The organism is Massilia sp. YIM B02763 (assembly GCF_030412015.1).
In the GTDB taxonomy this organism is placed as follows: Bacteria; Pseudomonadota; Gammaproteobacteria; order Burkholderiales; family Burkholderiaceae_D; genus Telluria.
Map to the genome: position 1 here is coordinate 68,083 of NZ_JASNRD010000010.1, position 24,300 is coordinate 92,382.

The window sequence follows — 24,300 nt, forward strand, 5'->3', positions numbered from 1 at the left end:
AAGAATCAGGAATAAAAACATGCCCATCAAACACATTTTGGCCCTGGCCACCTTCGCTTTCGCAAGTACCGTAACTTCGGTCGCATTCGCACACGCCAAGTTGCAATCATCGGATCCCCAAGCCGGCAGCACGCTCGGAGATGCACCGAAGCAGGTGCGCCTCAAGTTCAACGAGGCGCTCGAGCCTGCGTTCAGCAAAATCAAAGTGATGGGACCCCAAAATAACGAAATCCCGGTCACCGCGACCACCGTCGACAAGGCGGATCCTACCGTCATGACGGCGCCGCTACCACCGCTGTCCTCGGGCGAGTATCACATCCAGTGGTCGACGATGACCCACGACGGCCATAAGGCAAAGGGCGAAGTCACGTTCAAGGTCAAGTGATGGGGCTGGACCTGCAAGCTGTCCAGCACGTCGTCACTGCCCTCCTGAACGTCGCGGTAGCCCTCGTCACGGGAGCGAGCGCTTCGCGCTTGTGGATTAGTCGTGACGCATCCAGCTGGGCCGACGCGCGCCGCCAGTCCGTCCGCAAGACTGCCTTGACCGGTGTCGTCGTCGCTCTGGCCGCGAACGCGGCGCTGTTGTGGCTGGAATCGGCGGCCATGGCCGAGGTCCCAGTGACTGAAGCGGCTGGCGCCACCTGGTCGATGCTGACCTCGACACACCTTGGGCTCGCGTGGTCCATTGGGATGTTCGGGCTAGCCATGGCTACCTTCGGAACCTGCATGCGCGGCGATCGCAACCAGGTGCCTGCACTGCTGACTTTGGCGGCGCTTGCCGTATTCTGGTACACGCGCGGCATGGTCAGCCACGCCGCCAGCGAAGGCGACTTCAGCCTGCCCTTGCTGGCGGACTGGATCCACCTCGGCCTGATCAGCCTATGGGTCGGTGAAGTGTTCCTTGCTGGCGGGGTCATGTTGAGGGCAACCGAAAACATGGCCACGGCCGACAGACGCGCGCGGGCGGCTTATGTAGCGTCCCTATCCGGCTCGGCGACGTTCGCGCTTACCGGCATCTTGGCCACGGGCCTGTATGCAAGCTGGCGCAACCTGGGCGGATTCGAAAACCTGGTCGGCAACCCGTATGGCAAAACGCTTGTAGCGAAGCTGCTGCTCGTAGGCGTTGCGACGATGCTGGGTGGGATCAATCGCTTTGTCGTGATGCCGCCGTGGCTCGCGCGCGAGTCCGCAGGAAATGCCGCCCCCGAGCTTTTGCCGATGCGGTTCAAGCGCATACTTTGGATCGAAGCGCTTGTATTGCTTGCGGTCGTTGTTCTGGCGGCCTGGCTTGCATCGACATCGCCCCCGGGCGAACAGATGTAGGACGTTCCAGCTGAGTGATAGTTGATTTGACGCTGGCAGCCGACCATATCCGTCGGCGCCAGCACTTAGGAGAAGGATTATGTTAATCGGAAAATTCAGAAATCTCGCGGTCGCTGCCCTGATCGGGCTGCCGACGCTCGCCAGCGCCGCAACCCAGGCCGTCGAGGTCTACAAGACCGCAACCTGCGGCTGCTGTGAAGAATGGGCCAAGCACCTGCGGGCCAACGGATTCAAGGTCAATGCGCACGATGTCGCCAATCCATCCGACACCCGCGAGAAAATGGGCATTCCCAATCGGCTCGGCTCATGCCACACGGCAGTTGTCGGCGGTTATGCGATCGAAGGGCATGTGCCAGCCGCTGAGATCAAGCGGCTGCTTGCTGCGAAGCCGAAAGCGAAAGGGCTGGCCGTGCCGGCCATGCCGCCTGGCTCTCCTGGAATGGAGGGCCCAACGCGCATGCCGTACGACGTGCTACTGGTCCGCAACGACGGCAGTACGACGGTCTACAAGCACTACGACTGAGCGATCGGGCGCCTGCAGTTACTTCGCCGTGCCCCGCAGGCGCAGCGCGTTGGTGATCACGGATACCGAGCTCAGACTCATCGCCAACGCCGCGATCATCGGTGACAGCAGGCGGCCGGTGAACGGATAAAGCACGCCTGCTGCCAAAGGAATCCCGAGCGCGTTGTAGAAAAAAGCGAAGGCCAGATTCTGCCGCATGTTGCGCACGGTCTCCAGCGACAGCAGGCGCGCCCGCGCGATACCGCGCAGGTCGCCCTTGACCAAGGTGACGTGGGCCGAGTTGATGGCGACATCCGTTCCGGTACCCATCGCGATACCGACATTGGCCTTGGCCAGTGCGGGGGAGTCGTTGATGCCATCCCCTGCCATCGCAACCGTTTTCCCCTGCGCCTGCAGCCTTTCCACCAGTGCCAGCTTGTCCTGCGGCTTGACCTCGCCGTAGACTTCCGGGATGCCAAGCTTGGCCGCAACCGACCTGGCGGTCGTGACACCGTCGCCGGTCGCCATGACGACCGTGATGCCAGCCTCCTTGAGCGTTGCCAGCGCTTCCGGCGTGGTCTGCTTGACCGGGTCGGATACCGCCACCAGCCCTAGGAGCTGCCGATCGGCCGCCAGGTACATGACGCTTGCACCTTCCTGGCGCCAGCTTTCCGCCTGGGCCGTGAGTGGCTTCCAGTCGACCTTTTCGATGTCCATAAGCGCGGTATTTCCGAGGGCAATGCGCTTGCCCTCGACAACTCCACGCACGCCGATGCCGCTGGACGATTCGAAGGACTCCGGCTTGGCCAGGCCCAGCCCGCGGCTTAGCGCCTCGGCCACAATCGCATGGGCCAGCGGGTGTTCGCTGCCCTGGTCGATGCTGGCAGCGATCCGCAACACCTCCTGTTCGTCCCCGCCCGGGATCGCAGCGGCCGAATGGAACGCCGGCTTGCCTTCGGTGAGTGTCCCCGTCTTATCGACGATGAGGGTATCGATCTTGCGCATGCTCTCGATGGCCGCCGCATCGCGGAACAGGATGCCCTGCGTGGCGCCGCGGCCGGTAGCGGCCATGATGGACATTGGCGTCGCCAGCCCGAGCGCGCACGGGCAGGCAATAATCAGCACCGAGACGGCATTTACGAAGCCGTACACCCAGCTCGGCTCCGGACCGAAAAGCCCCCACCCGAGCAGCGTCAGCAAGGCTATGGTCACGACAATCGTCACGAAGTAGCCGGCCACCACGTCGGCCAGGCTCTGCATGGGCGCGCGCGAACGCTGTGCCTGGGCGACCATCTGGACGATTTGCGACAGCATGGTCTCCGAGCCCACTTTTTCCGAGCGCACGACCAGACTGCCGCTGGCATTGATGGTTGCACCGATTACCTTGTCGCCCGGGCGCTTGGTTACGGGCACAGGCTCGCCGGTCAGCATGGACTCGTCGACCGCGCTTTCGCCCTCCAGGACAGTGCCGTCGACCGGCACCTTTTCGCCTGGCCGCACACGGAGCGCATCGCCGACGTGTACATGAGTCAAAGGAATGTCTTCTTCCGTGCCATCGGCGTTGATGCGGCGCGCCGTTTTCGGCGCCAGGCCCAGCAGGGATTTGATTGCTGCCGAGGTCTGCGAGCGTGCGCGCAGCTCCAGGATCTGTCCCAGTAGAGTCAGCGAAATGATGGCCGCGGCCGCCTCATAGTACACACCGATGCGTCCATGCATGGCAAAGGTTTGCGGAAATAGTCCGGGCGCGACGGTTGCGACTACGCTGTAGCAGTACGCTGCTGCGACGCCGAGCCCAATCAGCGTCCACATGTTGGGGCTGCGATTGCTGATGGACTGCACCCCGCGTGTAAAGAACGGCCATCCGGCCCACAGCACGACCGGTGTGCTCAGCACGAGTTCGATCCAGCTTTGCCCGGGCAAGCCTCCTGTGAAGAACCGGTGCCCCGCCATCGCAAGGACGGTCACAATGACCGTCAGCGGCAGGGTCCACCAGAAACGGCGCTTGAAGTCCACTAGTTCCGGATTTTCTTCCTCTTCCAAGGACGGGAGCATGGGCTCGAGCGTCATGCCGCAAATCGGGCAGTTGCCAGGCTGCGGCTGCTGGATTTCAGGATGCATCGGGCAGGTATAGATCGTGCCTTCCGGCGCGGCGGGCGCCGGTTCATTGGCAGCGAGGCCTATATACTGCTGGGGCGACACCCGGAACTTGTCCATGCACCTGGCGCTGCAGAAATGATAAGTTTGCCCCTCGTGCCGAATTTCCCTGGCGGGGTCGGCGCCGACTTTCATTCCGCAGACCGGGTCAGTGAATGGCTTATCCCCAGTTCCGCTCTCATGGCGCACTCCGTGCCCAGGGCCATGCTCATGATGATGTTCGTGGCCGTCGTGATCGTGATGCGGCTGGTCGTTCATATCGGAACCTTTCCTGGACTCGTTATTGCAAGTTCACATTGGGTACATCCGGCTCAGTCAGCCGCTACCTGAGTAGCCGGATAGCCGGCAGCGGTAATCGCGGCGGCGACTGCATCCGGTGCTCTCGCGCTTTCCACACGGACGAGCTTGTCTTTCAACAGCACCTCGACTTTTGCATCCGGATCCAAGGTCTGCACGGTCCGGGTAACCCGGCTGGCGCAGCCGCCGCAGGACATCTTTTCTACCTTAAGCGTGTACATTGCTTTCCTCCTGTCTGATTGCTCCGATTACAATGTAGACCTTCCCATGATAGGAAGGTCAAGCTCTATCTGTGGTGATTTCACCGCGTAGACATATGATAATTGCCAGTGCCCAAAGAGACCGCTTAACTCGTATTTCCAAGAAGCGGCAGGCCATAAGGGACAGCGAAGGTAATCAGGGCCGGAGCAATCACGATTCAGAAAAAGAACTTGTAGATTGTCTGCGCTTGGGCCACACCTACGCCACTCAATTCGTCTACACGCTCTGAGACGAGCCTGAATAGACGCGTTACCCGAACCGAAAGAGTTAAATACTCGCCATTTAAGGTCGGTATAATTGACAACAAAATGTGGCGGTCCTAGACTACATCCTGACCATGAGACTTCCTCGCACATCCCGACTGATTGCCGCAACAATACTGCTGTTTAGCATATTGTTCATGCAGCTCGCTGTGTCGGCCTATGCGTGCCCAGCTCTGAACTTGGGAAATGACGATCAGTTGACCTCGTCCGTGCATGCGAAGCCAGCCGACATGGTCGCATGCCAGGACATGGATATGGAACAGCCCAGCCTGTGCCATGCGTCCCACCAGACAGACAAGCAATCGCTCGACAAGCCGGCGACGCCACCGTTGGCGCCTTTCGTGGCGGTAGGGTACGGGCTTCCGATAAGCCTGAACACATTGACGTACCAGCGGCCTCTCGGCTGGCCTGCTCCCGCCTTCCTCACCTATGCGACGGCACCGCCCATAGCCATTCGCAACTGCTGTTTCCGCATTTGATCCTTCAGTTTGCATGATTCCTCATCGCTGCGCTTTTGCGCGGGCGGTGTTACTCAATGCATTCTGGAGGTTTGATGTTTTCCCCACATATCATGGCGTCGCAAATGACGCCTTGTTCGACTGTTCGGTCTTCCCGGGCTGTCCTTCTTCTTGTATTTGCTGTCTCGCTTGTCCTTGGCAATCCTACGTTTGCCGCTGAAACGCCATTGACGCTGGCTGAAGCCCAGCAGCGGGCCATCGAGCGATCGCGAATGCTGGCGGCAAAAGACTACGCTGTCCAGTCCTCACGGGAGATGTCGGTCGCTGCCGGTCAGCTCCCAGATCCAGTCCTGAAGGTCGGTATCGATAACCTGCCGATCAATGGACAAGATCGCTTCAGCTTGACGCGTGACTTCATGACGATGCGACGGGTCGGTGTCATGCAAGAGCTGACGCGTTCCGACAAACGTCGCCTGCGTGCCGAACGGTTTGAACGCGAAGCGGAAAAGTCGATTGCGGAGAAAGCGGCCACGGCCGCGACAATCGAACGCGAGACCGCTTTGGCCTGGCTGGACCGTTACTACGCCGAAGCCATGTCGGCCGCAGTAGCCGAACAGATAGATCAGGCGAAGCTGGAAATCCAGGCGGCCGAGTCCGCGTATCGGGCCGGCCGCGGCAACCAGGCCGACATCTTCAGTTCGCGCAGCGCACTTGCGGCCCTGGAGGACAAGGCTAGCGATATCGACCGCCGCATCGGCAACGCTAAAATCGCACTGGCTCGGTGGATCGGTGACGCGGCGCAGCAGCCGTTGGGCGCCAAACCGGCGGTCGATACCATCCGCCTCAACGAGGCCACACTCGACACCCAGCTTAACCACCACCCAGAACTTGCCGTGCTGGCCAGGCAGGAAGACATCGCAGTCGCAGAAGCGCAACTTGCAAGAGCCAACAAGAAAGCGGACTGGAGCGTCGAGGTCGCAGTGCAACAACGCGGCCCAGGGTATTCGGACATGGTGTCAATCGGCCTTTCGGTGCCCCTGCAGTGGGACCAGAAAAACCGCCAGGATCGCGAACTGTCTTCCAAGCTGGCTCAGGTCGAACGGGCGAGGGCCGAGCGCGAAGATATGTTGCGTGCCCATGTCGCCGAAGTGCGTGCCATGTTGAACGAGTGGCATACGGACAGGCAGCGACAAACCCGGTATGAGAAAGAACTGACCCCTCTGGCCAACTCCAGAACAACCGCGATCGTTGCCGCCTACCGGGGCGGAAAAGCCACGCTGGCGGACGTCATCGCCGCTCGTCGCAGTGAAATCGAAGTGCGCCTGCAGGCATTACAACTCGAGCAGGAAACCGACCGCTTGTGGGCGCAATTGAATTTTCTCTTTCCGCAAAACGGCGGTCCCGGCCACTGAAAAGCCGGGCGAACAAGGATGTTTATATGGATACTAAAAAAATAACAATTGCTCTGCTCGTGGCTGCTGCATTGGGCGCTGGTGGGTATGGCGTGTACAAGCTCGGCATGAATCAAGGGATGGGGATGTCAACCGTTCCACAAACGGCGTCCTCCGCCCAAGGGGCAGGTGTGAATCAAACCAATGGACGCAAGGTGCTTTACTGGCACGACCCGATGGTCCCGGGCCAGAAATTCGACAAGCCGGGCAAGTCACCGTTCATGGACATGGAACTGGTGCCCGTGTATGCGGATGAGGCTGGCGACGAAGGCAAGATCAGCATCAGTCCTCGCGTTGAACAGAACTTGGGTGTTCGTACCGCCGAAGTCACGAAAGCCAGGTTTGCCGCCAATGTGGAAGCTGTTGGCAGCGTCGCGTACAACGAGCGTGACGTCGCCGTGGTACAGGCGCGTAGCAACGGCTATGTCGAGCGGCTTTTCGTGCGTGCAGCGCTTGACCCGGTAAAGAAAGGCCAGCCGCTGGCCGCACTGTATGTACCCGACTGGGTAGCAGCACAGGAGGAATACCTCACCGCAATGAAAATGAACGGTCCCGGGACGGACGGACTGGCGGAAGGGGCGCGACAGCGTATGCGCCTGGCGGGCATGACGGATGCGCAGATCCGTAGCGTCGAGTCCAGCGGCAAGGTGCAGCCCCGTTTGACCGTCAGCTCGCCGATCAATGGCGTGATCGGAGAACTGACAGTCCGTGAAGGGATGACGATCGCATCGGGCGCACCTATGTTCCGGATCAATGGACTCAGCACGGTCTGGGTCAACGCCGAGCTTCCTGAAGCCGCATCGGCCGAGGTGCGCCCAGGCACACTGGTGGAAGCCCGTACCCCTGCCCTGCCGGGCACAGTATTGAAGGGCAAGGTCAGCGCGATCCTGCCTGAAGTCGAGGCGGCAACGCGCACATTGAAAGCGCGGGTCGAGCTGGCCAATCCCGGACAGCGACTGGTGCCGGGCATGTTTGCCACCGTGAACTTTACGCCCGCGGCGAGCGCGGAAACCTTGACGGTGCCGACGGAAGCAGTCATCCAGACCGGTAAGCGCAGTGTCGTGATGCTTGAACAGGGTCAAGGCAAATTCATGCCCGTCGATGTCCAGATCGGCCGCGAGAGCAACGGCCAGACCGAAATCCTCAAAGGTCTCGACGTCGGGCAAAAAGTTGTTGTTTCAGGCCAGTTCCTGATCGATTCCGAAGCCAGCCTGCGAGGCACCACGAACCGGCTGAGCGGTCCTGCGCCGGCGGGAGACTCCAAGCCAAGCGCAGGGCCAACGACACATCGTGCGCATGGCAAGGTGGAGAACATCAACAAGGATGAAATCACGTTTTCGCACGATCCGATCCCGAGCATGCAGTGGCCGGCGATGACAATGGGGTTCAAGGTCCCGGCAGGAGGTGTACCGAAAGATCTGGCGGTCGGCGACATGATGAACTTCGAATTCCAGCAGACCAAGGACGGAGCGTTCCAGATCACCAGCATGTCCCCTGCCGGCCCGTCGATGCAGGGCATGAGCGGAATGGGAGACTCCAGGAAATGATCGCCAAACTCATTCGCTGGTCGATCCTCAATCGCTTCCTGGTCCTGCTTGCGACACTCGGCATCACGGCCTGGGGCATCTATGCGCTGCAACGTACGCCTCTGGATGCGCTGCCCGACCTGTCCGACGTGCAGGTGATCATCCGCACATCCTATCCCGGCCAGGCGCCACAAATTGTCGAGAATCAGGTGACTTATCCGCTGACGACGACAATGCTGTCGGTACCCGGCGCGAAAACGGTGCGCGGCTATTCTTTCTTTGGCGACTCCTTCGTCTACATCCTGTTCGAGGACGGCACCGACCCCTACTGGGCACGCTCGCGCGTACTGGAATATTTGAACCAGGTTCAGTCGCGCCTGCCGCCACAGGCAAAGACAGCGCTCGGGCCGGATGCCAGTGGCGTTGGCTGGGTGTACGAGTATGCCCTAGTCGACCGTAGCGGCAAGATGGACCTGTCGCAGCTGCGCGCGTTCCAGGACTGGTTCCTCAAGTACGAGCTCAAGACGGTACCCAATGTGTCGGAAGTCGCAAGCCTGGGCGGCATGGTTCGTCAATACCAGATCGTCCTCGATCCTGACAAGCTGCGGGCCTACAACATCGCGCATAACGTGATCATCGACGCCGTGCAAAAGGCCAACCAGGAGGCCGGTGGCTCCGTGCTCGAGCTGGGCGAAGCCGAATACATGGTGCGTGCGAGCGGTTATCTGCAATCGCTCGACGATTTTCGCAAGATCCCACTGATGACCTCCCAGGCTGGTGTTCCCGTCCTGCTCGGAGACGTCGCGCGAATCCAGCTGGGACCGGAAATGCGGCGCGGCATCTCCGAGCTGAACGGCGAAGGCGAAGTGGCGGGTGGCGTGATCGTTATGCGCTCAGGGAAGAATGCACTGGAAACCATCGACGCGGTGAAAGCCAAACTGGCGTCTCTCAAGTCGAGTTTGCCTCCGGGCGTGGAGATCGTTCCGACCTATGACCGCTCGAACCTCATCCAGCGCGCTGTCGACAACCTCAGGGATAAGTTGGTGGAGGAGTTCATCGTTGTTGCGGTGGTGTGCGCAATCTTCCTGTTCCATCTGCGCTCCGCGCTGGTCGCGATCGTGACATTACCGATCGGTATTCTGACCGCCTTCATCATCATGCATTACCAGGGGGTGAACGCGAACATCATGTCGCTCGGCGGTATTGCGATCGCGGTAGGCGCCATGGTGGACGCCGCCGTCGTCATGATCGAGAACGCACACAAGCATATCGAAGCGTGGAATCACAAGCATCCCGGCGCAAAACTCGACGGAGAAGCGCGCTGGCGGGTCATTGGGGACGCCGCCGCCGAAGTCGGTCCGGCACTGTTCTTTTCGCTGTTGATCATTGTGCTGTCGTTCATTCCGGTGTTTACGTTGGAAGCGCAGGAAGGACGGCTGTTCTCACCGCTTGCCTTCACGAAGACGTATTCGATGGCAGCCGCCGCGGGGCTGGCCGTGACCTTGATCCCGGTGCTGATGGGTTACCTGATCCGCGGACGGATTCCCGACGAACAGAAGAATCCGCTGAATCGCTTCCTGATCGTCCTGTACCGGCCGTTACTGGATGGCGTGCTGCGCTTTCCCAAGTCGACCCTGGTCGTCGCCGCCATGATTGCCGCCATCACCGTCTGGCCGATGACCCGGCTCGGCGGCGAATTCATGCCGCCTCTCGACGAAGGCGACCTTCTTTACATGCCGTCGGCGCTACCAGGGCTTTCGGTTGGCAAGGTGTCGCAGTTGTTGCAACAAACGGACCGCCTGATCAAGACGGTACCGGAAGTGCAAAGCGTCTTCGGCAAGGCGGGACGGGCCGAGACGGCGACCGACCCTGCTCCACTGGAGATGTTCGAGACCACGATCCAGTTCAAGCCAAAGGATCAATGGCGGCCGGGAATGACACCGGATAAGCTGGTGGAAGAACTGGACCGCGTGGTCAAGGTGCCTGGGCTTTCCAACATCTGGGTCCCACCGATCCGCAACCGCATCGACATGCTGGCCACCGGAATCAAGAGTCCGGTCGGGGTCAAGGTGGCCGGTACCAGTCTGCAGGAGATCGACCGCGTTGCTGGCGAAATCGAACGGATCGTCAAGACGGTGCCCGGCGTTTCATCGGCACTTGCCGAACGTCTCAACGGTGGACGTTATATTGACGTCAATATCAATCGTGACCAGGCAGCGCGCTACGGCTTGAATATCGCCGATGTGCAGAGTGTCGTGTCGGCGGCAATCGGCGGCGACAACATCGGCGAGACCGTCGAAGGCCTGCAGCGATTCCCGATCAATGTCCGCTATCCACGCGAAGTCAGGGATTCAGTCGAGAACCTCCGCCAGTTGCCGGTCCTGACGCCGCGCGGCGCACAGATTCGCCTGGGAGATGTAGCGACGGTCCGCATCAATGACGGCCCGCCCATGCTCAGGAGCGAAAATGCACGGCTGTCTGGCTGGGTGTACGTCGACATCCGCGGGCGTGACATGAGCTCGGTGGTGCGGGACATGCAGCAGGCTGTCGCCAAGCAGGTCAAGCTGCAGCCTGGCTATTCGATTTCGTGGTCCGGTCAGTTCGAATACCTGGAACGCGCCAGCGCGAAGCTCAAGGTTGTCGTACCGGCGACGCTGCTGGTGATCTTTGTCCTTCTCTACCTGACATTCAAGCGCTTTGACGAAGCCATCCTGATCATGGCCACCCTGCCGTTCGCACTGGCAGGCGGCGTCTGGCTGCTCTGGATGCTCGGCCATCACCTGTCTGTCGCCAGCGCGGTCGGCTTCATTGCCCTTGCCGGCGTCGCGGCCGAGTTCGGGGTGATCATGCTGCTCTACCTGAAGCAGGCCTGGGAGGCTCACGTCACTGTCGGAAAGTCATCCGAGGCCGATTTGTTGGACGCCATTCGGGAAGGGGCGGTACAGCGCGTCCGGCCAAAAGCCATGACTGTGGCGGTGATCATTGCAGGCCTTGTTCCGATCATGATCGCGTCCGGCACCGGCTCGGAAATCATGCAACGTATTGCTGCGCCGATGGTCGGCGGCATGTTGTCCGCGCCATTGCTGTCCATGTTTGTGGTTCCGGTTGTGTACCTGTTGATGCGCCGCCGGGAGTTACGAAAAGAGAACGCGCGAAGACCCGCCCACCAGGAGGCCAACTATGAAACTACATGAGCTTACCTCTGCACGGTGTCTCAAGGTCCGGCTCGTTTAGCAGGCCAGAGCGTAGACGGTTAAAACTTGCTGCAGGCAGGTTTGGTCGAGTTCAGTTTTCGCAGTCGTTGAAGGAGTCAATCATGAAAAAATTTCTTGTCACCCTACTCAGCGTGATGTCATTCGCTACCGCTTTGCCGGCGTTCGCCGGTCCTGATTGGCAAATCATCGAGCACGGACGCAAGGTCAAGGCGGAGCGCATGCGACAGGAACAAGCTCAGCGCACCCAAGATGAGCAACAGAAAACCTTGCAATTGCCGGGTAACCAAACCGACAAGGAACAGATGATAAAGGCGTGCATGGAAATGATGAACAAGTCAAAGCAGCAGGCTGATCATTAATGAACCCGTATCGGCAATCTTAGCCACAACAACTTGGCGTCCCGTCGCGGACTCAAGACTTTACTTTTATTCACTTGAGGAGAATTCTCATGAAACGTTTTGCCCAACTGGCCTTTATTTCTGCACTGACCATTTCCGGAACCGCCTTCGGCCAGACAGGCGACATGAAGGGCATGGAAATGAAAAAGGGTTGCATGGACATGAAGGATATGAAAGGCATGGACATGAACAATATGAAAGGCATGAATATGGAGGGATGTAAGGAGATGATGAAGGAGAACACTGCCGACAGCAAAGTCCAAGGTACCTCCAAGGAAGGCACAGTACACAAGACGTCAGCCGTGGTGAAATCGGTAGATCCGGCCAACGGCAAGGTGACACTTGCCCATGACCAGGTAAAGACCCTGAACTGGCCGGCAATGACGATGACTTTCGGCGTCAAGGACAAGTCTTTGCTCGACAAGCTCGCAGTCGGAAAGAAAGTGGACGTTGAGTTCACGCAGCAAGGATCGAACTACGTCGTTTCAGCAGTTAAATAAGCGGAATACGGGTCTTCAGCTCGGGTTCTATTCGTCAGCACAGTGACAATCCGGGTAGCCGCGACGGTAGATCCGCCATCGCCGCTGTGCTGATTCTAATTGCTCGCGAGTTTTAGCTAATAACGCCCCGGAACCCGTAGCGTAGATAATTGCGTTCGTGAAGCGCTCGCCGAACATGATGGCGAATTGGTTTGCAACCTGCTTCCAGGTGCGCTGCGGCATCTTCCAATTTTTCTCGATGTTGCGCAAGGCCAGAAATAACAATTTGGTCGCGGCCTCGTCGCTCGGGAAGTGACCGCGGTTCTTGACGATCTTGCGAAGGGGCATATGCAGGCTCTCGATGGCGTTGGTCGTGTAGATAATCGTGCGCACTTCCGGCGGGTAGGCAAAGAAGGGAATCACCTGCTACCATTGAAGTCGCCACATCGCGGCTACAGTCGGGAATTTGGTGTCCCATGGTCCGGCTGCAAACGCATCCAGCGCCGCTTCGGCCAGCTCGGCGTTGGCGGCGTGGTAAATCGGCTTGAGCACCGCTGCCAGTTCCTTACGGTCCTTCCAGGCCGCTAGCGTGGTCGAGTTGCGGATCAGGTGCACGATGCACGTCTGGATCTGCGCCTGTGGATACACGGCCTTGATGGGCTCCGGGAAGCCGCGCAGGCCATCGACGACGGCGATCAGGACATCGTCCAGGCCACGGTTCTTGAGTTCGTTAAAAACCCTCAGCCAGAACTTGGCGCCTTCGGTCTGTTCGATCCACAGTCCCAGCACCTCCTTACGGCCATCGGCACGAATGCCCAAGGCCAGATACACGGCCTTGTTTTTGACGCTGCCTTCATCCCGGATTTTCAGGCGCAGAGCATCGAAATACACGATCGGATACATCGTTTCAAGCGGCCTTTGCTGCCATTGCGTGACCTCTTCGAGCACCTCGTCGGTGATAGTCGAAATCAGGTCCGGCGACACCTCAGTGCCGTACAGTTCCAGCAAATGCGCCTGAATCTCGCACACGCTCATTCCACGGGACCTTGACATTGGTGCCAATTTGCTGGGACGGTGGTGCAGAGACGCCAACGTGGAAGGCCCTGCCAAGAATCCGTTGGGGCTATAACCAGATGACGCCGGTCCGCGGGCCAACCCTCGATGTCATCGTCCAGTGCTAGCCAGCGCTCGCCCCCCCCCGTTCTTCGGCATCGCCGGTAATGGCGTCATGTCTCCGCTGCGGGGGGAACCGCAGCATCGAACCCTGCCAGATTGTCCCTACTACTCGCGCGCGCAGCGCCGGTGGCAGCTGCTGCACAGCAAATTCGTAGCCCAGTATTCGCACCCAACTAGTCGCTAGCGATATACGAACCTCTGGAAATGCCTCCAAAATACATGCTAAAAGTGGTGCATTCTCGAAGAGAAGGCGATCCGTCGGCCGCCCATTTTGATATATCCGCGGCCGTAACGGCTCAGCCTTAGTAATGCGTACATCAGATGGGTGCAGAACGCCATCATAATCGAGATAGAGTATAGGGCCCATACAAAATAATCTACGCCTGCGAGAGCGAAAACGCGTACAACTCTCTACAGCATATTAAACTCCGGCCTTGATTTCGTTTAGACCCACTAAACCATAAGTTCAAATCCAGTTATCGCCAGCGGCTTGCCGCGACGATTACCGTGCTGCCGGAGCGTGTGGACTTCAAGGGACATTGCGGCCAAAGCGTCAGTGTTCTGCTGCGCTCACGATAATGGACGAGCGTAGACTGGTTCACGCTATCCCAATCCATTAAAAACGCCAGCATAAGCGTCCTCGATTGTCGTCAATAAATTGATGGTAACGGCCGAGAGTACATATACGCTAAGTGTACACGCAGTATTCCAATCTCAACAAATGCTCTCTTACCAACTGTACCTCACCAGCCTGCACTAAATCAGCTGGCCGCATTCCGTTGAAGGCGAGCGCTGGCTTGGTAAACCAGTCCCAAGCGGCTGAATAGTCATTTCCAAACACGCGAAAAACATAGGGCGAGATGGCATTCCATATCTTTAGATTCCCGCCGAAAATTACATAAGTTTTTCGTACGTTATAACGGATGGCGCGGTTAAGATGAAAATACCGCCGCTTCTTACGATTTCTTGCATTCATACTCTGGAACCTGACTGCTATTGCGAAACAGTTGAATACCGGCAGGCGGGGTACTATACGGACGCCGACATGGGAACTGACCAATTTAGGATATCTCCCATGCGCCGAACAATCCACTTTGCTTCGCTCAATGTCATCCAAGATTTACTCAATATGTCCAAGTACCATTGGAGCATCTCGGATTCGGTCCGACGCGTCAACTTGTCGGCCTTATCTCGCTTGGCTTCAGAAGCGAGGTCTTGCGCAATCTCTTCACAGCCTATCCAACGCTCATACACCTCAGGAGGCGTAGACCCCGCAGGGTAGAACGTACCTTTGTACTGCACTACAAGGATTTTCAGCTGAGTACCCGGAACCGCGCCGGTCGAGACGCCACGAGGAAAATCTGACGGAACTTTCGCGTACTCGCTTTCGTCATATTCGGTCATAGCACGATCCCATTTTCACGTTTGACAAACACTCCGACTGCTGGGGATAGGAGCGGAAATGTAAAACGATCTTTCTACCGCATCTACCTTCGCCTCAAACCGCGAAGCTTACGAGCCTAAGAACAATAAAAAAACCATAAGTACCCATGCGAAACCACGGGTCTCCGTCATTTAGAGCGACCTCCATGCCACACAACTTTAGTTTAATAGCATGCACATTTACGCTTGCACAACTTAAATGCTGACGTCCTTAGAAACCCGGGTCAAATTCCTTTGCCTCCGACCAAACACAGCGCGGAGCAACGATATCTTCCCCACTTACCTCAAGGAAATCATCTTTCTCGACTGACCCGTCGGCCGCTACAAAAATTCGCGCAAACCCGCCTTCGGCTACGGCCCCTTCCAAAATCTTAACAATTCGCTTTAACTGGAAATTTCCTCTACCATCTCGCCGCGTTTGAACATGAATCCGAAAATCAGAAATTTTCTCGCAAAGACAGAAATCAAAAATGTCCTCAACCTTATCGAATATGAAGCGCTGCTGCGGACCATACCCCCCCACAGGGGAAATATCTAAATGAAATATTTGCGAATTCAGAGGCACTTCAAAAAACCGATATCTGCGTAAGCCCGGCTGTTGAAACATCTGGCGTATCACTTCTAAACGATCGCTGTCTTCCCAGTTGTCGTAAGCATGGAACACTTGTAATACCTTCCAATATAAGAGCCCGGCTGCGCATAGTGCGGCAAACCAGAGGAAGTACCGCTCACTGGTGCGCAAGCGCAGCGCTGTAGTAACGTTTGTAGACTATACACTACATTTAAATGTAGCGTATAGTACATCGTAAGAACCGTGGTCCGCGGGCATCATGCCAGCCATGACCTCGACACCCGAAAAAAATACCGAACACAGGGATCCGGTGTGCACGGCTGTTGGCAGGACGTTGAAGCGTCTACGAATCTCCTCAAAAATGAGTCAAGAGGGTCTTGCGTTCGCAGCGGAGGTCGACCGAGTTTTTGTCTCCAAGATTGAGCGTGGGATTGCGAACCCATCTCTTTTGACACTAACTAGTTTATGTTTAGCGCTCGGCGTGACACTTCCGGATCTTCTCAAGGACGTAGATCTCTCATCAGTCTCGCGCAATGGACAGCGCCGACGGGCGAACTCAGCACAGCCTGTTCTAAAAGTGCAAAAGGGACGTTTGCGGTAATAGGCGCACCTGTTGATGGCTTACCATTATGTGTTCAGCAAGAAAATTCGCACTTACCGGCTGTGGATATGTTGGGCGAGCACCCGCCCAACACCGTGGGGATAAGCTGTGCACGGGGGTGCACAACATGAACCCGTTGTACACGCCCCGCACACAGCTTACCCCCACTTACCCACAGCGGCCGGTTGGACCTCATGCAGCTAGAGCGACCATTATCATTGAGAGAGATAGTTTGTCCAAGACCAAAGAGCAGCCTATGAGTACAGAATCTCTGAGTTCTGACAATGTGACCAAACCGTTCAACATCGCCTCGTACGCGCTGCTGACGCACATGATGGCCCAGCAGGCCGGCCTGGAAGTGGGCGACTTCATCTGGACCGGCGGCGACTGCCACCTGTACTCGAACCACCTGGAACAGGTGCAGCTGCAGTTGTCGCGCGAAGAGCGCCCGTTGCCCAAGCTGGTCATCAAGCGCAAGCCGGATTCGCTGTTCGACTACACCTTCGACGACTTCGAGGTCGTCGGCTACGACCCGCACCCGGCCATCAAGGCACCGGTCGCCGTCTGAGGAGCGCACATGAGCAAGCACTTGACCATCGTCGTCGCCATGGATGCACGGCGCGGCATCGGCATCGACAACAAGCTGCCCTGGCACCTGCCGGAAGACCTGGCGCACTTCAAGCGCGTCACGCTCGGCCATCCGATCGTCATGGGCCGCAAGACCTTCGACTCGATCGGCCGTCCGCTGCCGGGGCGGCGCAATATCGTCGTCACGCGCAACGCCGACTGGCGCCATGAAGGCGTCGAGGTCGCGCACTCGCTGCGGGATGCCGTGGCGCTGGCCGGCGGCGAATCGGCGAGCATCATCGGCGGCGCCCAGATCTTCGCCGAAGCGCTGGACCTGGCCGACCGCATGATCGTCACCCATATCGACAAGCAGTACGCGTGCGACACCTTCTTCCCCGAGATCGACCCGGCGCGCTGGACGGCCGTGGCGAGCGAGCCGCAGCGCTCGGAGGCCGAGGGCGTCGAGTTCTCCTTCGTCACCTACGACAAGGTCGGGTAGCTCCCGCCTCACCGTTTTACAGCTATACAGCAATCGAGCACCCCATGTCAGGACACGGTTTCCACGTCCATGGTCCGCACGACCATGCAGTCGAACACGCCGCGCAGCACGGCAGCGACGGCTTTTCCAACAACATCGCCGTGATGACGGCCGTGCTGGCCACGGTCGGCGCACTGTTCGGCTACCTCGGCGGCGCGACGCAGAACGACGCCGCCCTCTTCAAGAACGATGCCGCGATCGCCAAGACGACGGCGGCGAACGCCTGGAACTACTACCAGGCCAAGTCCAGCCGCCAGAACCTGGCCGAGCTGGCCGCCACGCTGCCGGGCGTGGACGGGGCCAAGTACAAGGCCGACGCCGCCCGCTACGAGGCGCAGAAGGCGGACATCAAGAAAGAGGCCGAGAAGTACGAGGCCGAAGCGGAGCGGTACAACGCGAAGTCCGAGCGCGCGCTGCACACCCACCACCAGTGGGCGCTGGCGACCACGGCCGAACAGATCGCCATTTCGCTGGCGGCGATCACGCTGCTCACGCGGCGCCGCTGGCTGCTCGGCGCCACGTACGCGGTGGCGGGCATCGGCCTGCTGCTGGGCGCGTTCGCGTGGCTGCATGTCGATCCGATCGGCGCGCTGCTGGCGGGCGGGGCCGCGCCGCATTGATGCGCTCCGAGGGCGCCGTTCAGCACCCGAGTCAGAGCGCTTTGAAAAGCAACACCGGGCTCTGCCCCCTCCCGCCATGCATGCCGTCCCGTCATCTTGATTAAACAAGAGTGCGCCACAATATGGACCGTCTGGCTATCCTGGCAAAATATTTTGCACGGGACCGGACAATTTCTGCGAAAATCCGCTTCTCTTTTTTTCCAGTGCCGTGCCGGCCGCCATCCATGACCTGGACGGCGGCGTGCACGGCGCTTCGTTTTGGAGCTGTCCATGAAATTTCGTTTCCCCATCGTCATCATTGACGAGGATTTCCGTTCCGAGAACACGTCGGGTCTCGGCATTCGCGCGCTCGCCGCGGCAATGGAGAAGGAAGGCATGGAAGTCCTGGGCCTGACCAGCTACGGCGACCTGGCCCAGTTCGCCCAGCAGCAGTCGCGCGCCTCGGCCTTCGTGCTGTCGATCGACGATGAGGAATTCGGTGGCGGCACCCACGAGGAAGCCGAGGTCGCCCTGGCCGGCCTGCGCGCCTTCGTCCAGGAGATCCGCCACAAGAACTCGGACATCCCCATCTACATCTACGGCGAGACCCGCACCAGCCGCCACATCCCGAACGACATCCTGAAGGAGCTGCACGGCTTCATCCACATGTTCGAGGACACGCCGGAATTCGTCGCGCGCCACATCATCCGCGAAGCCAAGGCCTACCTGGACTCGCTGGCGCCGCCGTTCTTCCGCGCGCTGGTGAACTACGCCAACGACGGCTCGTACTCCTGGCACTGCCCGGGCCACTCGGGCGGCGTGGCCTTCCTGAAGTCGCCGATCGGCCAGATGTTCCACCAGTTCTTCGGCGAGAACATGCTGCGCGCCGACGTCTGCAACGCCGTCGAGGAACTGGGCCAGCTGCTGGACCACACCGGCCCCGTCGCCAAGTCGGAGCGCAATGCCGCGCGCATCTACAACGCGGACCACTGCTACTTCGTCACCAACGGCACCTCGACCTCGAACAAGATGGTCTGGCACTCGACCGTGGCGCCGGGCGACATCGTCGTCGTCGACCGCAACTGCCACAAGTCGATCCTGCACTCGATCATCATGTGCGGCGCGATCCCCGTGTTCCTGATGCCGACCCGGAACAACCTGGGCATCATCGGCCCGATCCCGCTGGAAGAGTTCTCGCCCGAGTCGATCCGCAGGAAGATCGAGGCGAACCCGTTCGCCCGCGACGCCAAGAACAAGAAGCCGCGCATCCTGACCATCACGCAGTCGACCTACGACGGCGTCGTCTACAACGTCGAGACCCTGCGCGAGCTGCTGGACGGCGAGATCGACACGCTGCACTTCGACGAAGCCTGGCTGCCGCACGCGACCTTCCACGACTTCTACAAGAACATGCACGCCATCGGCCGCGACCGCCCGCGCGCCAAGCAGTCGATGATCTTCTCGACCCAGTCGACGCACAAGCTGCTGGCGGGCCTGTCGCAGGCATCGCAGGTGCTGGTGCGCGAATCGGAAACCGTGCAGCTGGACCAGGACGCGTTCAACGAAGCCTACCTGATGCACACCTCGACCTCGCCGCAGTACTCGATCATCGCCTCGTGCGACGTCGCCGCCGCGATGATGGAAGCGCCGGGCGGCACAGCCCTCGTCGAGGAGTCGATCTATGAAGCGCTGGACTTCCGCCGCGCCATGCAGAAGGTCGACGCCGAGTACGGCGACGACTGGTGGTTCAAGGTCTGGGGTCCGCAGGACTTCAGCGAGGAAGGCATCGGCACCCAGGCCGACTGGATGATCCACGCCGAGGACGACTGGCACGGCTTCGGCAAGCTGGCCGAAGGCTTTAACATGCTGGACCCGATCAAGGCGACCGTCGTCACCCCGGGCCTGTCGCTGGACGGCTCGTTCGGCGAGTCCGGCATCCCGGCCTCGATCGTGACCAAGTACCTGGCCGAGCACGGCGTCATCATCGAGAAGTGCGGCCTGTATTCGTTCTTCATCATGTTCACCATCGGCATCACCAAGGGCCGCTGGAACACGCTGGTCACGGCGCTGCAGCAGTTCAAGGACGACTACGACCGCAACCAGCCGATGTGGCGCATCATGCCGGAATTCACGGCCGCCAACCCGCGCTACGAGTCCTGGGGCCTGCGCGACCTGTGCCAGCAGATCCACGACTTCTACAAGTCGCGCGACGTGGCGCGCCTGACGACGGAGATGTACCTGTCGGACATGGTCCCGGCGATGAAGCCGTCGGACGCGTTCGCCAAGATGGCGCACCGCGAGATCGAGCGCGTGGCGATCGAGGAGCTGGAAGGCCGCATCACCGCCATCCTGCTGACCCCGTACCCGCCGGGCATCCCGCTGCTGATCCCGGGCGAGCGCTTCAACAAGACCATCGTCGACTACCTGCGCTTCGCGCGCGACTTCAACGAGCGCTTCCCGGGCTTCGAAACGGACGTGCACGGCCTGGTGAAACGCGAGGTCGACGGCAAGCGCGGCTACTTCGTGGATTGCGTGAAGCAGGACTGAGTCAGGCACGACGCAGGCCCGGAGCAAACCGGGCCCGCGCATGAAAAAAGGGGCCGAGGCCCCTTTTTTATTGTCCGCAACGGCCGGCCGCTCAGGTCTTGGGCAGCGTCACGCCGTGCTGGCCCTGGTACTTGCCGCCACGGTCCTTGTACGAGGTTTCGCAGACTTCGTCGCTTTCGAAGAACAGCACCTGGGCGCAACCTTCGCCCGCGTAGATCTTGGCCGGCAGCGGCGTCGTGTTCGAGAACTCCAGCGTCACATAGCCCTCCCACTCCGGTTCGAACGGGGTGACGTTGACGATGATGCCGCAGCGCGCATAGGTCGACTTGCCCAGGCAGACCGTCAGCACGTTGCGCGGGATGCGGAAGTACTCGATGGTGCGGGCCAGCGCGAAGGAATTCGGCGGGATGATGCAGACGTCGCTCTTGATGTCGACGAAGGAGTTCGAATCGAAGTTCTTCGGGTCGACGATCGTGCTGTTGATGTTGGTGAAGACCTTGAATTCGTCGGCGCAGCGGATGTCGTAGCCGTACGAGGAGGTACCCCACGAAATGATCTTGCGGCCGTCGGCCTCGCGCACCTGGTTGGGCGAGAACGGTTCGATCATGCCGTGCTGTTCCGCCATCCGGCGTATCCATTTGTCGCTCTTGATACTCATCGCTGGGCTTCTCTTTAGTGAAGATGTAAATCCCGCGATTCTACGCTATTCCCGCCCGTTTTTATATGGCAGCCGCCATGCGGCCGGCATGACGTTCCGGCGCCTGGGCCAGCAGGCGCGCGATCATTTCGTGCGTGAGCCGGGCCGTCAGTTGCGGCGACTCCATCGGATACAGGTGGGTGCCGGGAATCATGACAAGGTTGTCGCCGACGAGGCGCCGAGTCGCGTCCAGGCCGGCCCGGCGCAGCTCGAGCGAGTCGGTCCCGGCGACGAAGCCGATGGGCACGGGGAATGGCGCGCGCAGGATGCGGTCCATGTCGTGCGGGAGCGTGCTGTAGATCTCGGATTCCACCTCGCGCGAGAAGCGCAGCTGGACGCCGTCCGCGTGCGGCACGAGGCCGTGGTCGAGGTAGTCGTCGAGCGCGCCGGGCGCCCAGGCGCGGAACAGCGGCTTGGCATGGAAATGGTCGTAGGCCGCCTGGCGCGACGGCCACACATGGCGCCGGCGCAGGGCGATGCCGCCCGGCGACAGGCGCCGTCCCAGCCCCAGCGCCTTGGCCAGGCGCCACACGAGCGCGCGCCAGCCGCCGACGACCGGGGAATCCAGCATCACGACGCAGCGCGCCAGCGCCGGCCGGCGCGCCGCCGCGAGCATGGCCACCGCGCCGCCCAGCGAATGGCCGACGACGATGGGCGGCTCGGGATAGGCCGCGAGCTGCGCGCTCAGTTCCTCGACCAGGCCCTCCCAGTTGTCGTCGACGGGATAGCGCGGATCGTGGCCCAGCATGTCCGTCGTGCGCACGTCGTAGTCGTCGCGCAGCGCGTCGAGCAGCCGGCCGTAGGCGCCGGACGGATAACTGTTCCCATGGACGAAATGCAGCAGCGGTCGGGTCATCGCGGGGGCACGTGAAAGAGCACGTAAAAACACGGGCACCCATTGTAATGCTGTCATCGCGCCCCTGTGGCCTTATTAGAGGGAAACACCTACGGTCAACGTGACCGTATAGCCCTCCGTGACGGAACCCGCCACCGTTCCCATCTGCAGCGTGACACCGTCGTTGAACACATTGTCCGTCGCATAGCTGATGCTCGACAGGTTGCGCGCGCTGGACGCGTAGGCGCTCGTCGCATACACGGTGTTCAGCACGTCCATGGGGAAGGTGAACTGCGAGGTCTTGATCTTGTTGGCGGCGCTGGTGGCCGCCGACAGGCTGCGGTAGACCTCGAAGTGCACGTGCGGCATGCGTCCCGCATAGCAGCCGGGGAAGATCGTGGTGAAGGTCACGACGCCGTCCGCATCCGCCTCCTGCACGCCGCGCAGGTAGTTCTCGTTCGTCAGGCCGCTCGCGTACATCGAGTAGTTGCCGTCGCGGTCGCAGTGCCACAGGTACAGCGCTGAACCCGGGATCGTCGCGCAGCTCGCGCCCACGTTCACCAGCTGCAGCTTGATGGTGAGCGGGATGCCCGCCGCGGTGGCGCTGCCCGTGGCCACGCTGGTGCGGATGTCGCTGCGCACGATGCCGGACAGCGCCAGCGCATTGGCCACGCCGGTGGCATTGCGGTTGCTGCCGTCGCCCGGATACGGACCGGCCGTCTCCTCGGGGATGACGGCGCAGCCGGCGCCCGTAGTGCCGGTGCTGCCCGTGCTGCCCGTGCTGCCGGTGGTCGTGGAACCCGTGCCCGTCGAGGCGGTGCCGGACGTGCTCGCGCTGCCGTCCGCACTGTCCGAGCCGCCGCCGCACCCGGCCAGCGGGAGGCCCGCGGCGCCGAGGCCGGCGAACAGCCAGCGCAGCGACGTACGGCGGTCGGCGGCCGTCGTCAACAGGCGTTCGAGGTCGGCCTGCAGGCCGTGGTCATGGTCGTCGATGTGGCGCATGTCGTCCATGTCTCCTTATTCGCCGCCGCGCTGGCTCGCCGGGTCGCCGCGTTCGGGACCGCCGGCGCGACCGGGGCCGTGCTGGCGGCGCTTGCGCCATTCGGTGCGCTGCTCCGGCGTCAGCACGGCCAGCAGCTGGGCGTCGGTGCGCACGCGCAGCAGCTCGGCGGCGGCGATGGCCTGGCCGAGGTCGCGCGACAGCGCGGCCGCCCTGGCATCGTCGAACCGTTCGGCGCGGCCCAGCTCGCGCAGGCCGTCCTCGGCCTTGCGGATCGCCTTCTCGTGCTCGCGGCGCTGCGGCGCCTGGGCGTGCATGATGTTGAACACCTTGTCCTGCTGGGCTTCCGTCAGCGCCAGGTCGTGGAAGCGCCAGAACGGCATGCCCGGACCGGGGCCATGGCCGCGGCGACCGGGACCGGGACCGGGAACATGCGCGCCGGGGCCGCCCGGCGGCGCATCGGGGATGACGGCGTCGTCGTCCGGCGCGGCTGCCGATGCGGCGGCACCGGCGAACGAAGTAATGAGCGAGGTGGCGAGCAGCGCGACGGCCACCGGTCGGCGAATGGATTTCATGGCGAGCATCCTGTGTGGTTCGGAGGACCCCATTGTCAGTTGTCGCCATGTAAAGAGGAGTTAGTCCCTTGTAAAACGAGGTAAAGGCGAGCGGCCCGCCCTGCCCGCATGCACGGCGCTTTGCTAAGATGCGAGCATGAACCAAGTACTGCTCATCGACGACGATACCGAACTGGTGGCCATGTTCACCGAATACATGGAACAGGAAGGCTTTCGCGTGGCCTGCGCCCACGACGGCGAGGCCGGCGCGCGCGAAGCGCTGGGCGGCCAGTACGCGATCGCCATCCTCGACGTGATGATGCCGCGCATGAACGGCATCGAGACGCTGCGCCGCATCCGCGCCGCCAGCCGCATGCCGATCCTGATGCTGACGGGACGCGGCGACGACGCCGACCGCATCCTGGGCCTGGAACTGGGCGCCGACGACTACGTCACCAAGCCCTGCACCCCGCGCGAACTGACGGCGCGCGTGCGCGCCATCCTGCGCCGCACCCAGGGCTCGGCCAACGACGGTCCCGGCATCACGCTCACCGTCGGCAAGCTGACCATGCTGCCCGAGCAGCGCCGCGCCACCTGGGACGGCCAGGCGCTGGAACTGACCAGCACCGAATTCAACCTGCTCGAAGTCCTGGCGCGCAACGCCGGGCGCCCCGTCAGCAAGAACGACCTGTCCGAACAGGGCCTGGGCCGCCCGCTGGCCCGCTTCGACCGCAATATCGACGTCCACCTGTCCAGCCTGCGCCACAAGCTGGGCACCCTGTCGGACGGCCGCTCCTGCCTGCAGACCGTCTACCGTCTCGGCTACCAGCTGATCCGCGAGTGAC

The 24,300-nt window shown here is 60.8% G+C and carries 23 protein-coding genes and 2 pseudogenes; 15 read left to right on the forward strand and 10 right to left on the reverse strand.

All coding sequences use genetic code 11. The annotated features are described in order from the left end of the window. Positions 1–19: 19 nt before the first annotated feature. From copC to QPK32_RS14455, 3 genes are all read left to right on the forward strand, one after another. Positions 20–385: a copper homeostasis periplasmic binding protein CopC gene (gene copC, locus QPK32_RS14445; RefSeq protein WP_075796141.1), complete on the forward strand. Its 366-nt coding sequence runs from the start codon at positions 20–22 to the stop codon at positions 383–385. After that, positions 385–1,323, forward strand: a complete 939-nt coding sequence (locus tag QPK32_RS14450) for a copper resistance D family protein (protein ID WP_075796140.1) — start codon at positions 385–387, stop codon at positions 1,321–1,323. The genes copC and QPK32_RS14450 overlap by 1 nt, the downstream gene beginning before the upstream one ends. A 79-nt stretch (positions 1,324–1,402) precedes the next feature. Further along, positions 1,403–1,846 carry a DUF411 domain-containing protein gene (locus QPK32_RS14455; protein WP_075796139.1) on the forward strand — a complete coding sequence of 148 codons (444 nt, stop codon included), beginning with the start codon at positions 1,403–1,405 and terminating at the stop codon, positions 1,844–1,846. 18 nt (positions 1,847–1,864) lie between these two features. Here the strand turns inward: QPK32_RS14455 and QPK32_RS14460 are convergent, their stop codons facing one another. Next, entirely contained in the window at positions 1,865–4,237 is a 2,373-nt protein-coding gene (locus QPK32_RS14460) for a heavy metal translocating P-type ATPase (protein WP_075796138.1), read from the reverse strand. A gap of 53 nt (positions 4,238–4,290) precedes the next feature. Further along, positions 4,291–4,497 carry a heavy-metal-associated domain-containing protein gene (locus QPK32_RS14465; RefSeq protein ID WP_075796137.1) on the reverse strand — a complete coding sequence of 69 codons (207 nt, stop codon included), beginning with the start codon at positions 4,495–4,497 and terminating at the stop codon, positions 4,291–4,293. A 440-nt stretch (positions 4,498–4,937) separates the two neighbouring features. On the opposite strand from QPK32_RS14465, the gene QPK32_RS14470 reads away from it, so the two are divergent. The 6 genes from QPK32_RS14470 (at position 4,938) to QPK32_RS14495 (ending at position 12,348) form a co-directional block, all read left to right on the forward strand. Further along, positions 4,938–5,279: a hypothetical protein gene (locus QPK32_RS14470; protein ID WP_156895811.1), complete on the forward strand. Its 342-nt coding sequence runs from the start codon at positions 4,938–4,940 to the stop codon at positions 5,277–5,279. Positions 5,280–5,353: 74 nt separating this feature from the next. Next, positions 5,354–6,670 carry a TolC family protein gene (locus QPK32_RS14475; protein WP_290413492.1) on the forward strand — a complete coding sequence of 439 codons (1,317 nt, stop codon included), beginning with the start codon at positions 5,354–5,356 and terminating at the stop codon, positions 6,668–6,670. A 26-nt stretch (positions 6,671–6,696) separates the two neighbouring features. Next, positions 6,697–8,256 carry an efflux RND transporter periplasmic adaptor subunit gene (locus tag QPK32_RS14480; protein WP_290413493.1) on the forward strand — a complete coding sequence of 520 codons (1,560 nt, stop codon included), beginning with the start codon at positions 6,697–6,699 and terminating at the stop codon, positions 8,254–8,256. Continuing rightward, on the forward strand, positions 8,253–11,429 hold the full coding sequence (locus QPK32_RS14485; protein WP_075796135.1) for an efflux RND transporter permease subunit: 3,177 nt from the start codon (positions 8,253–8,255) through the stop codon (positions 11,427–11,429). Before QPK32_RS14480 ends, QPK32_RS14485 begins: the two co-directional genes overlap by 4 nt. A 122-nt stretch (positions 11,430–11,551) precedes the next feature. Next, positions 11,552–11,809, forward strand: a complete 258-nt coding sequence (locus tag QPK32_RS14490) for a hypothetical protein (protein ID WP_075796134.1) — start codon at positions 11,552–11,554, stop codon at positions 11,807–11,809. 89 nt (positions 11,810–11,898) lie between these two features. After that, a complete protein-coding gene (locus QPK32_RS14495) occupies positions 11,899–12,348 on the forward strand; it encodes a copper-binding protein (RefSeq protein ID WP_075796133.1) in 450 nt (149 codons plus the stop codon). A gap of 150 nt (positions 12,349–12,498) precedes the next feature. Here QPK32_RS14495 and QPK32_RS14500 read toward each other — a convergent pair. From QPK32_RS14500 to QPK32_RS14505, 4 genes and pseudogenes are all read right to left on the reverse strand, one after another. Continuing rightward, positions 12,499–13,371: pseudogene (locus tag QPK32_RS14500) on the reverse strand (IS256 family transposase); the annotation flags it as partial. A gap of 133 nt (positions 13,372–13,504) precedes the next feature. Beyond that, positions 13,505–13,870: an HAD domain-containing protein gene (locus QPK32_RS26690; RefSeq protein ID WP_374046749.1), complete on the reverse strand. Its 366-nt coding sequence runs from the start codon at positions 13,868–13,870 to the stop codon at positions 13,505–13,507. Between the two features lie 321 nt (positions 13,871–14,191). Beyond that, complete coding sequence (locus QPK32_RS26695) at positions 14,192–14,479, reverse strand: MbcA/ParS/Xre antitoxin family protein (protein WP_083685616.1); 288 nt, start codon at positions 14,477–14,479, stop codon at positions 14,192–14,194. 678 nt (positions 14,480–15,157) lie between these two features. Then, the gene (locus QPK32_RS14505) at positions 15,158–15,688 is read right to left on the reverse strand and encodes a hypothetical protein (RefSeq protein WP_290413494.1); all 531 of its coding nucleotides are present in this window, start codon (positions 15,686–15,688) and stop codon (positions 15,158–15,160) included. A 97-nt stretch (positions 15,689–15,785) separates the two neighbouring features. Here QPK32_RS14505 and QPK32_RS26700 point away from each other — a divergent pair, with 97 nt between their 5' ends. From QPK32_RS26700 to QPK32_RS14525, 5 genes and pseudogenes are all read left to right on the forward strand, one after another. Next, entirely contained in the window at positions 15,786–16,118 is a 333-nt protein-coding gene (locus tag QPK32_RS26700; protein ID WP_370661760.1) for a helix-turn-helix domain-containing protein, read from the forward strand. Between the two features lie 295 nt (positions 16,119–16,413). Continuing rightward, positions 16,414–16,686 (forward strand): annotated as a pseudogene (gene thyA / locus QPK32_RS14510) (thymidylate synthase); the annotation flags it as partial. A gap of 9 nt (positions 16,687–16,695) precedes the next feature. Then, complete coding sequence (locus QPK32_RS14515) at positions 16,696–17,184, forward strand: dihydrofolate reductase (RefSeq protein WP_290413495.1); 489 nt, start codon at positions 16,696–16,698, stop codon at positions 17,182–17,184. Positions 17,185–17,228: 44 nt separating this feature from the next. Next, complete coding sequence (locus QPK32_RS14520; protein ID WP_290413496.1) at positions 17,229–17,843, forward strand: DUF4337 domain-containing protein; 615 nt, start codon at positions 17,229–17,231, stop codon at positions 17,841–17,843. 270 nt (positions 17,844–18,113) lie between these two features. Beyond that, positions 18,114–20,369, forward strand: coding sequence for an arginine/lysine/ornithine decarboxylase (locus QPK32_RS14525; protein WP_290413497.1), 2,256 nt, complete (start codon positions 18,114–18,116; stop codon positions 20,367–20,369). 91 nt (positions 20,370–20,460) lie between these two features. Here QPK32_RS14525 and dcd read toward each other — a convergent pair whose 3' ends face one another. The 4 genes from dcd to QPK32_RS14545 form a co-directional block, all read right to left on the reverse strand. After that, positions 20,461–21,027 carry a dCTP deaminase gene (dcd, locus tag QPK32_RS14530; protein WP_290413498.1) on the reverse strand — a complete coding sequence of 189 codons (567 nt, stop codon included), beginning with the start codon at positions 21,025–21,027 and terminating at the stop codon, positions 20,461–20,463. Between the two features lie 61 nt (positions 21,028–21,088). After that, the gene (locus QPK32_RS14535) at positions 21,089–21,922 is read right to left on the reverse strand and encodes an alpha/beta fold hydrolase (protein WP_290413499.1); all 834 of its coding nucleotides are present in this window, start codon (positions 21,920–21,922) and stop codon (positions 21,089–21,091) included. Positions 21,923–21,997: 75 nt separating this feature from the next. Then, a complete protein-coding gene (locus QPK32_RS14540; protein WP_308632558.1) occupies positions 21,998–22,912 on the reverse strand; it encodes an intradiol ring-cleavage dioxygenase in 915 nt (304 codons plus the stop codon). Positions 22,913–22,918: 6 nt separating this feature from the next. Next, complete coding sequence (locus QPK32_RS14545) at positions 22,919–23,476, reverse strand: Spy/CpxP family protein refolding chaperone (protein ID WP_290413500.1); 558 nt, start codon at positions 23,474–23,476, stop codon at positions 22,919–22,921. A 136-nt stretch (positions 23,477–23,612) separates the two neighbouring features. Between QPK32_RS14545 and QPK32_RS14550 the strand changes: the two genes are divergently transcribed. After that, on the forward strand, positions 23,613–24,299 hold the full coding sequence (locus QPK32_RS14550; RefSeq protein WP_290413501.1) for a response regulator transcription factor: 687 nt from the start codon (positions 23,613–23,615) through the stop codon (positions 24,297–24,299). Position 24,300: the final 1 nt, after the last annotated feature.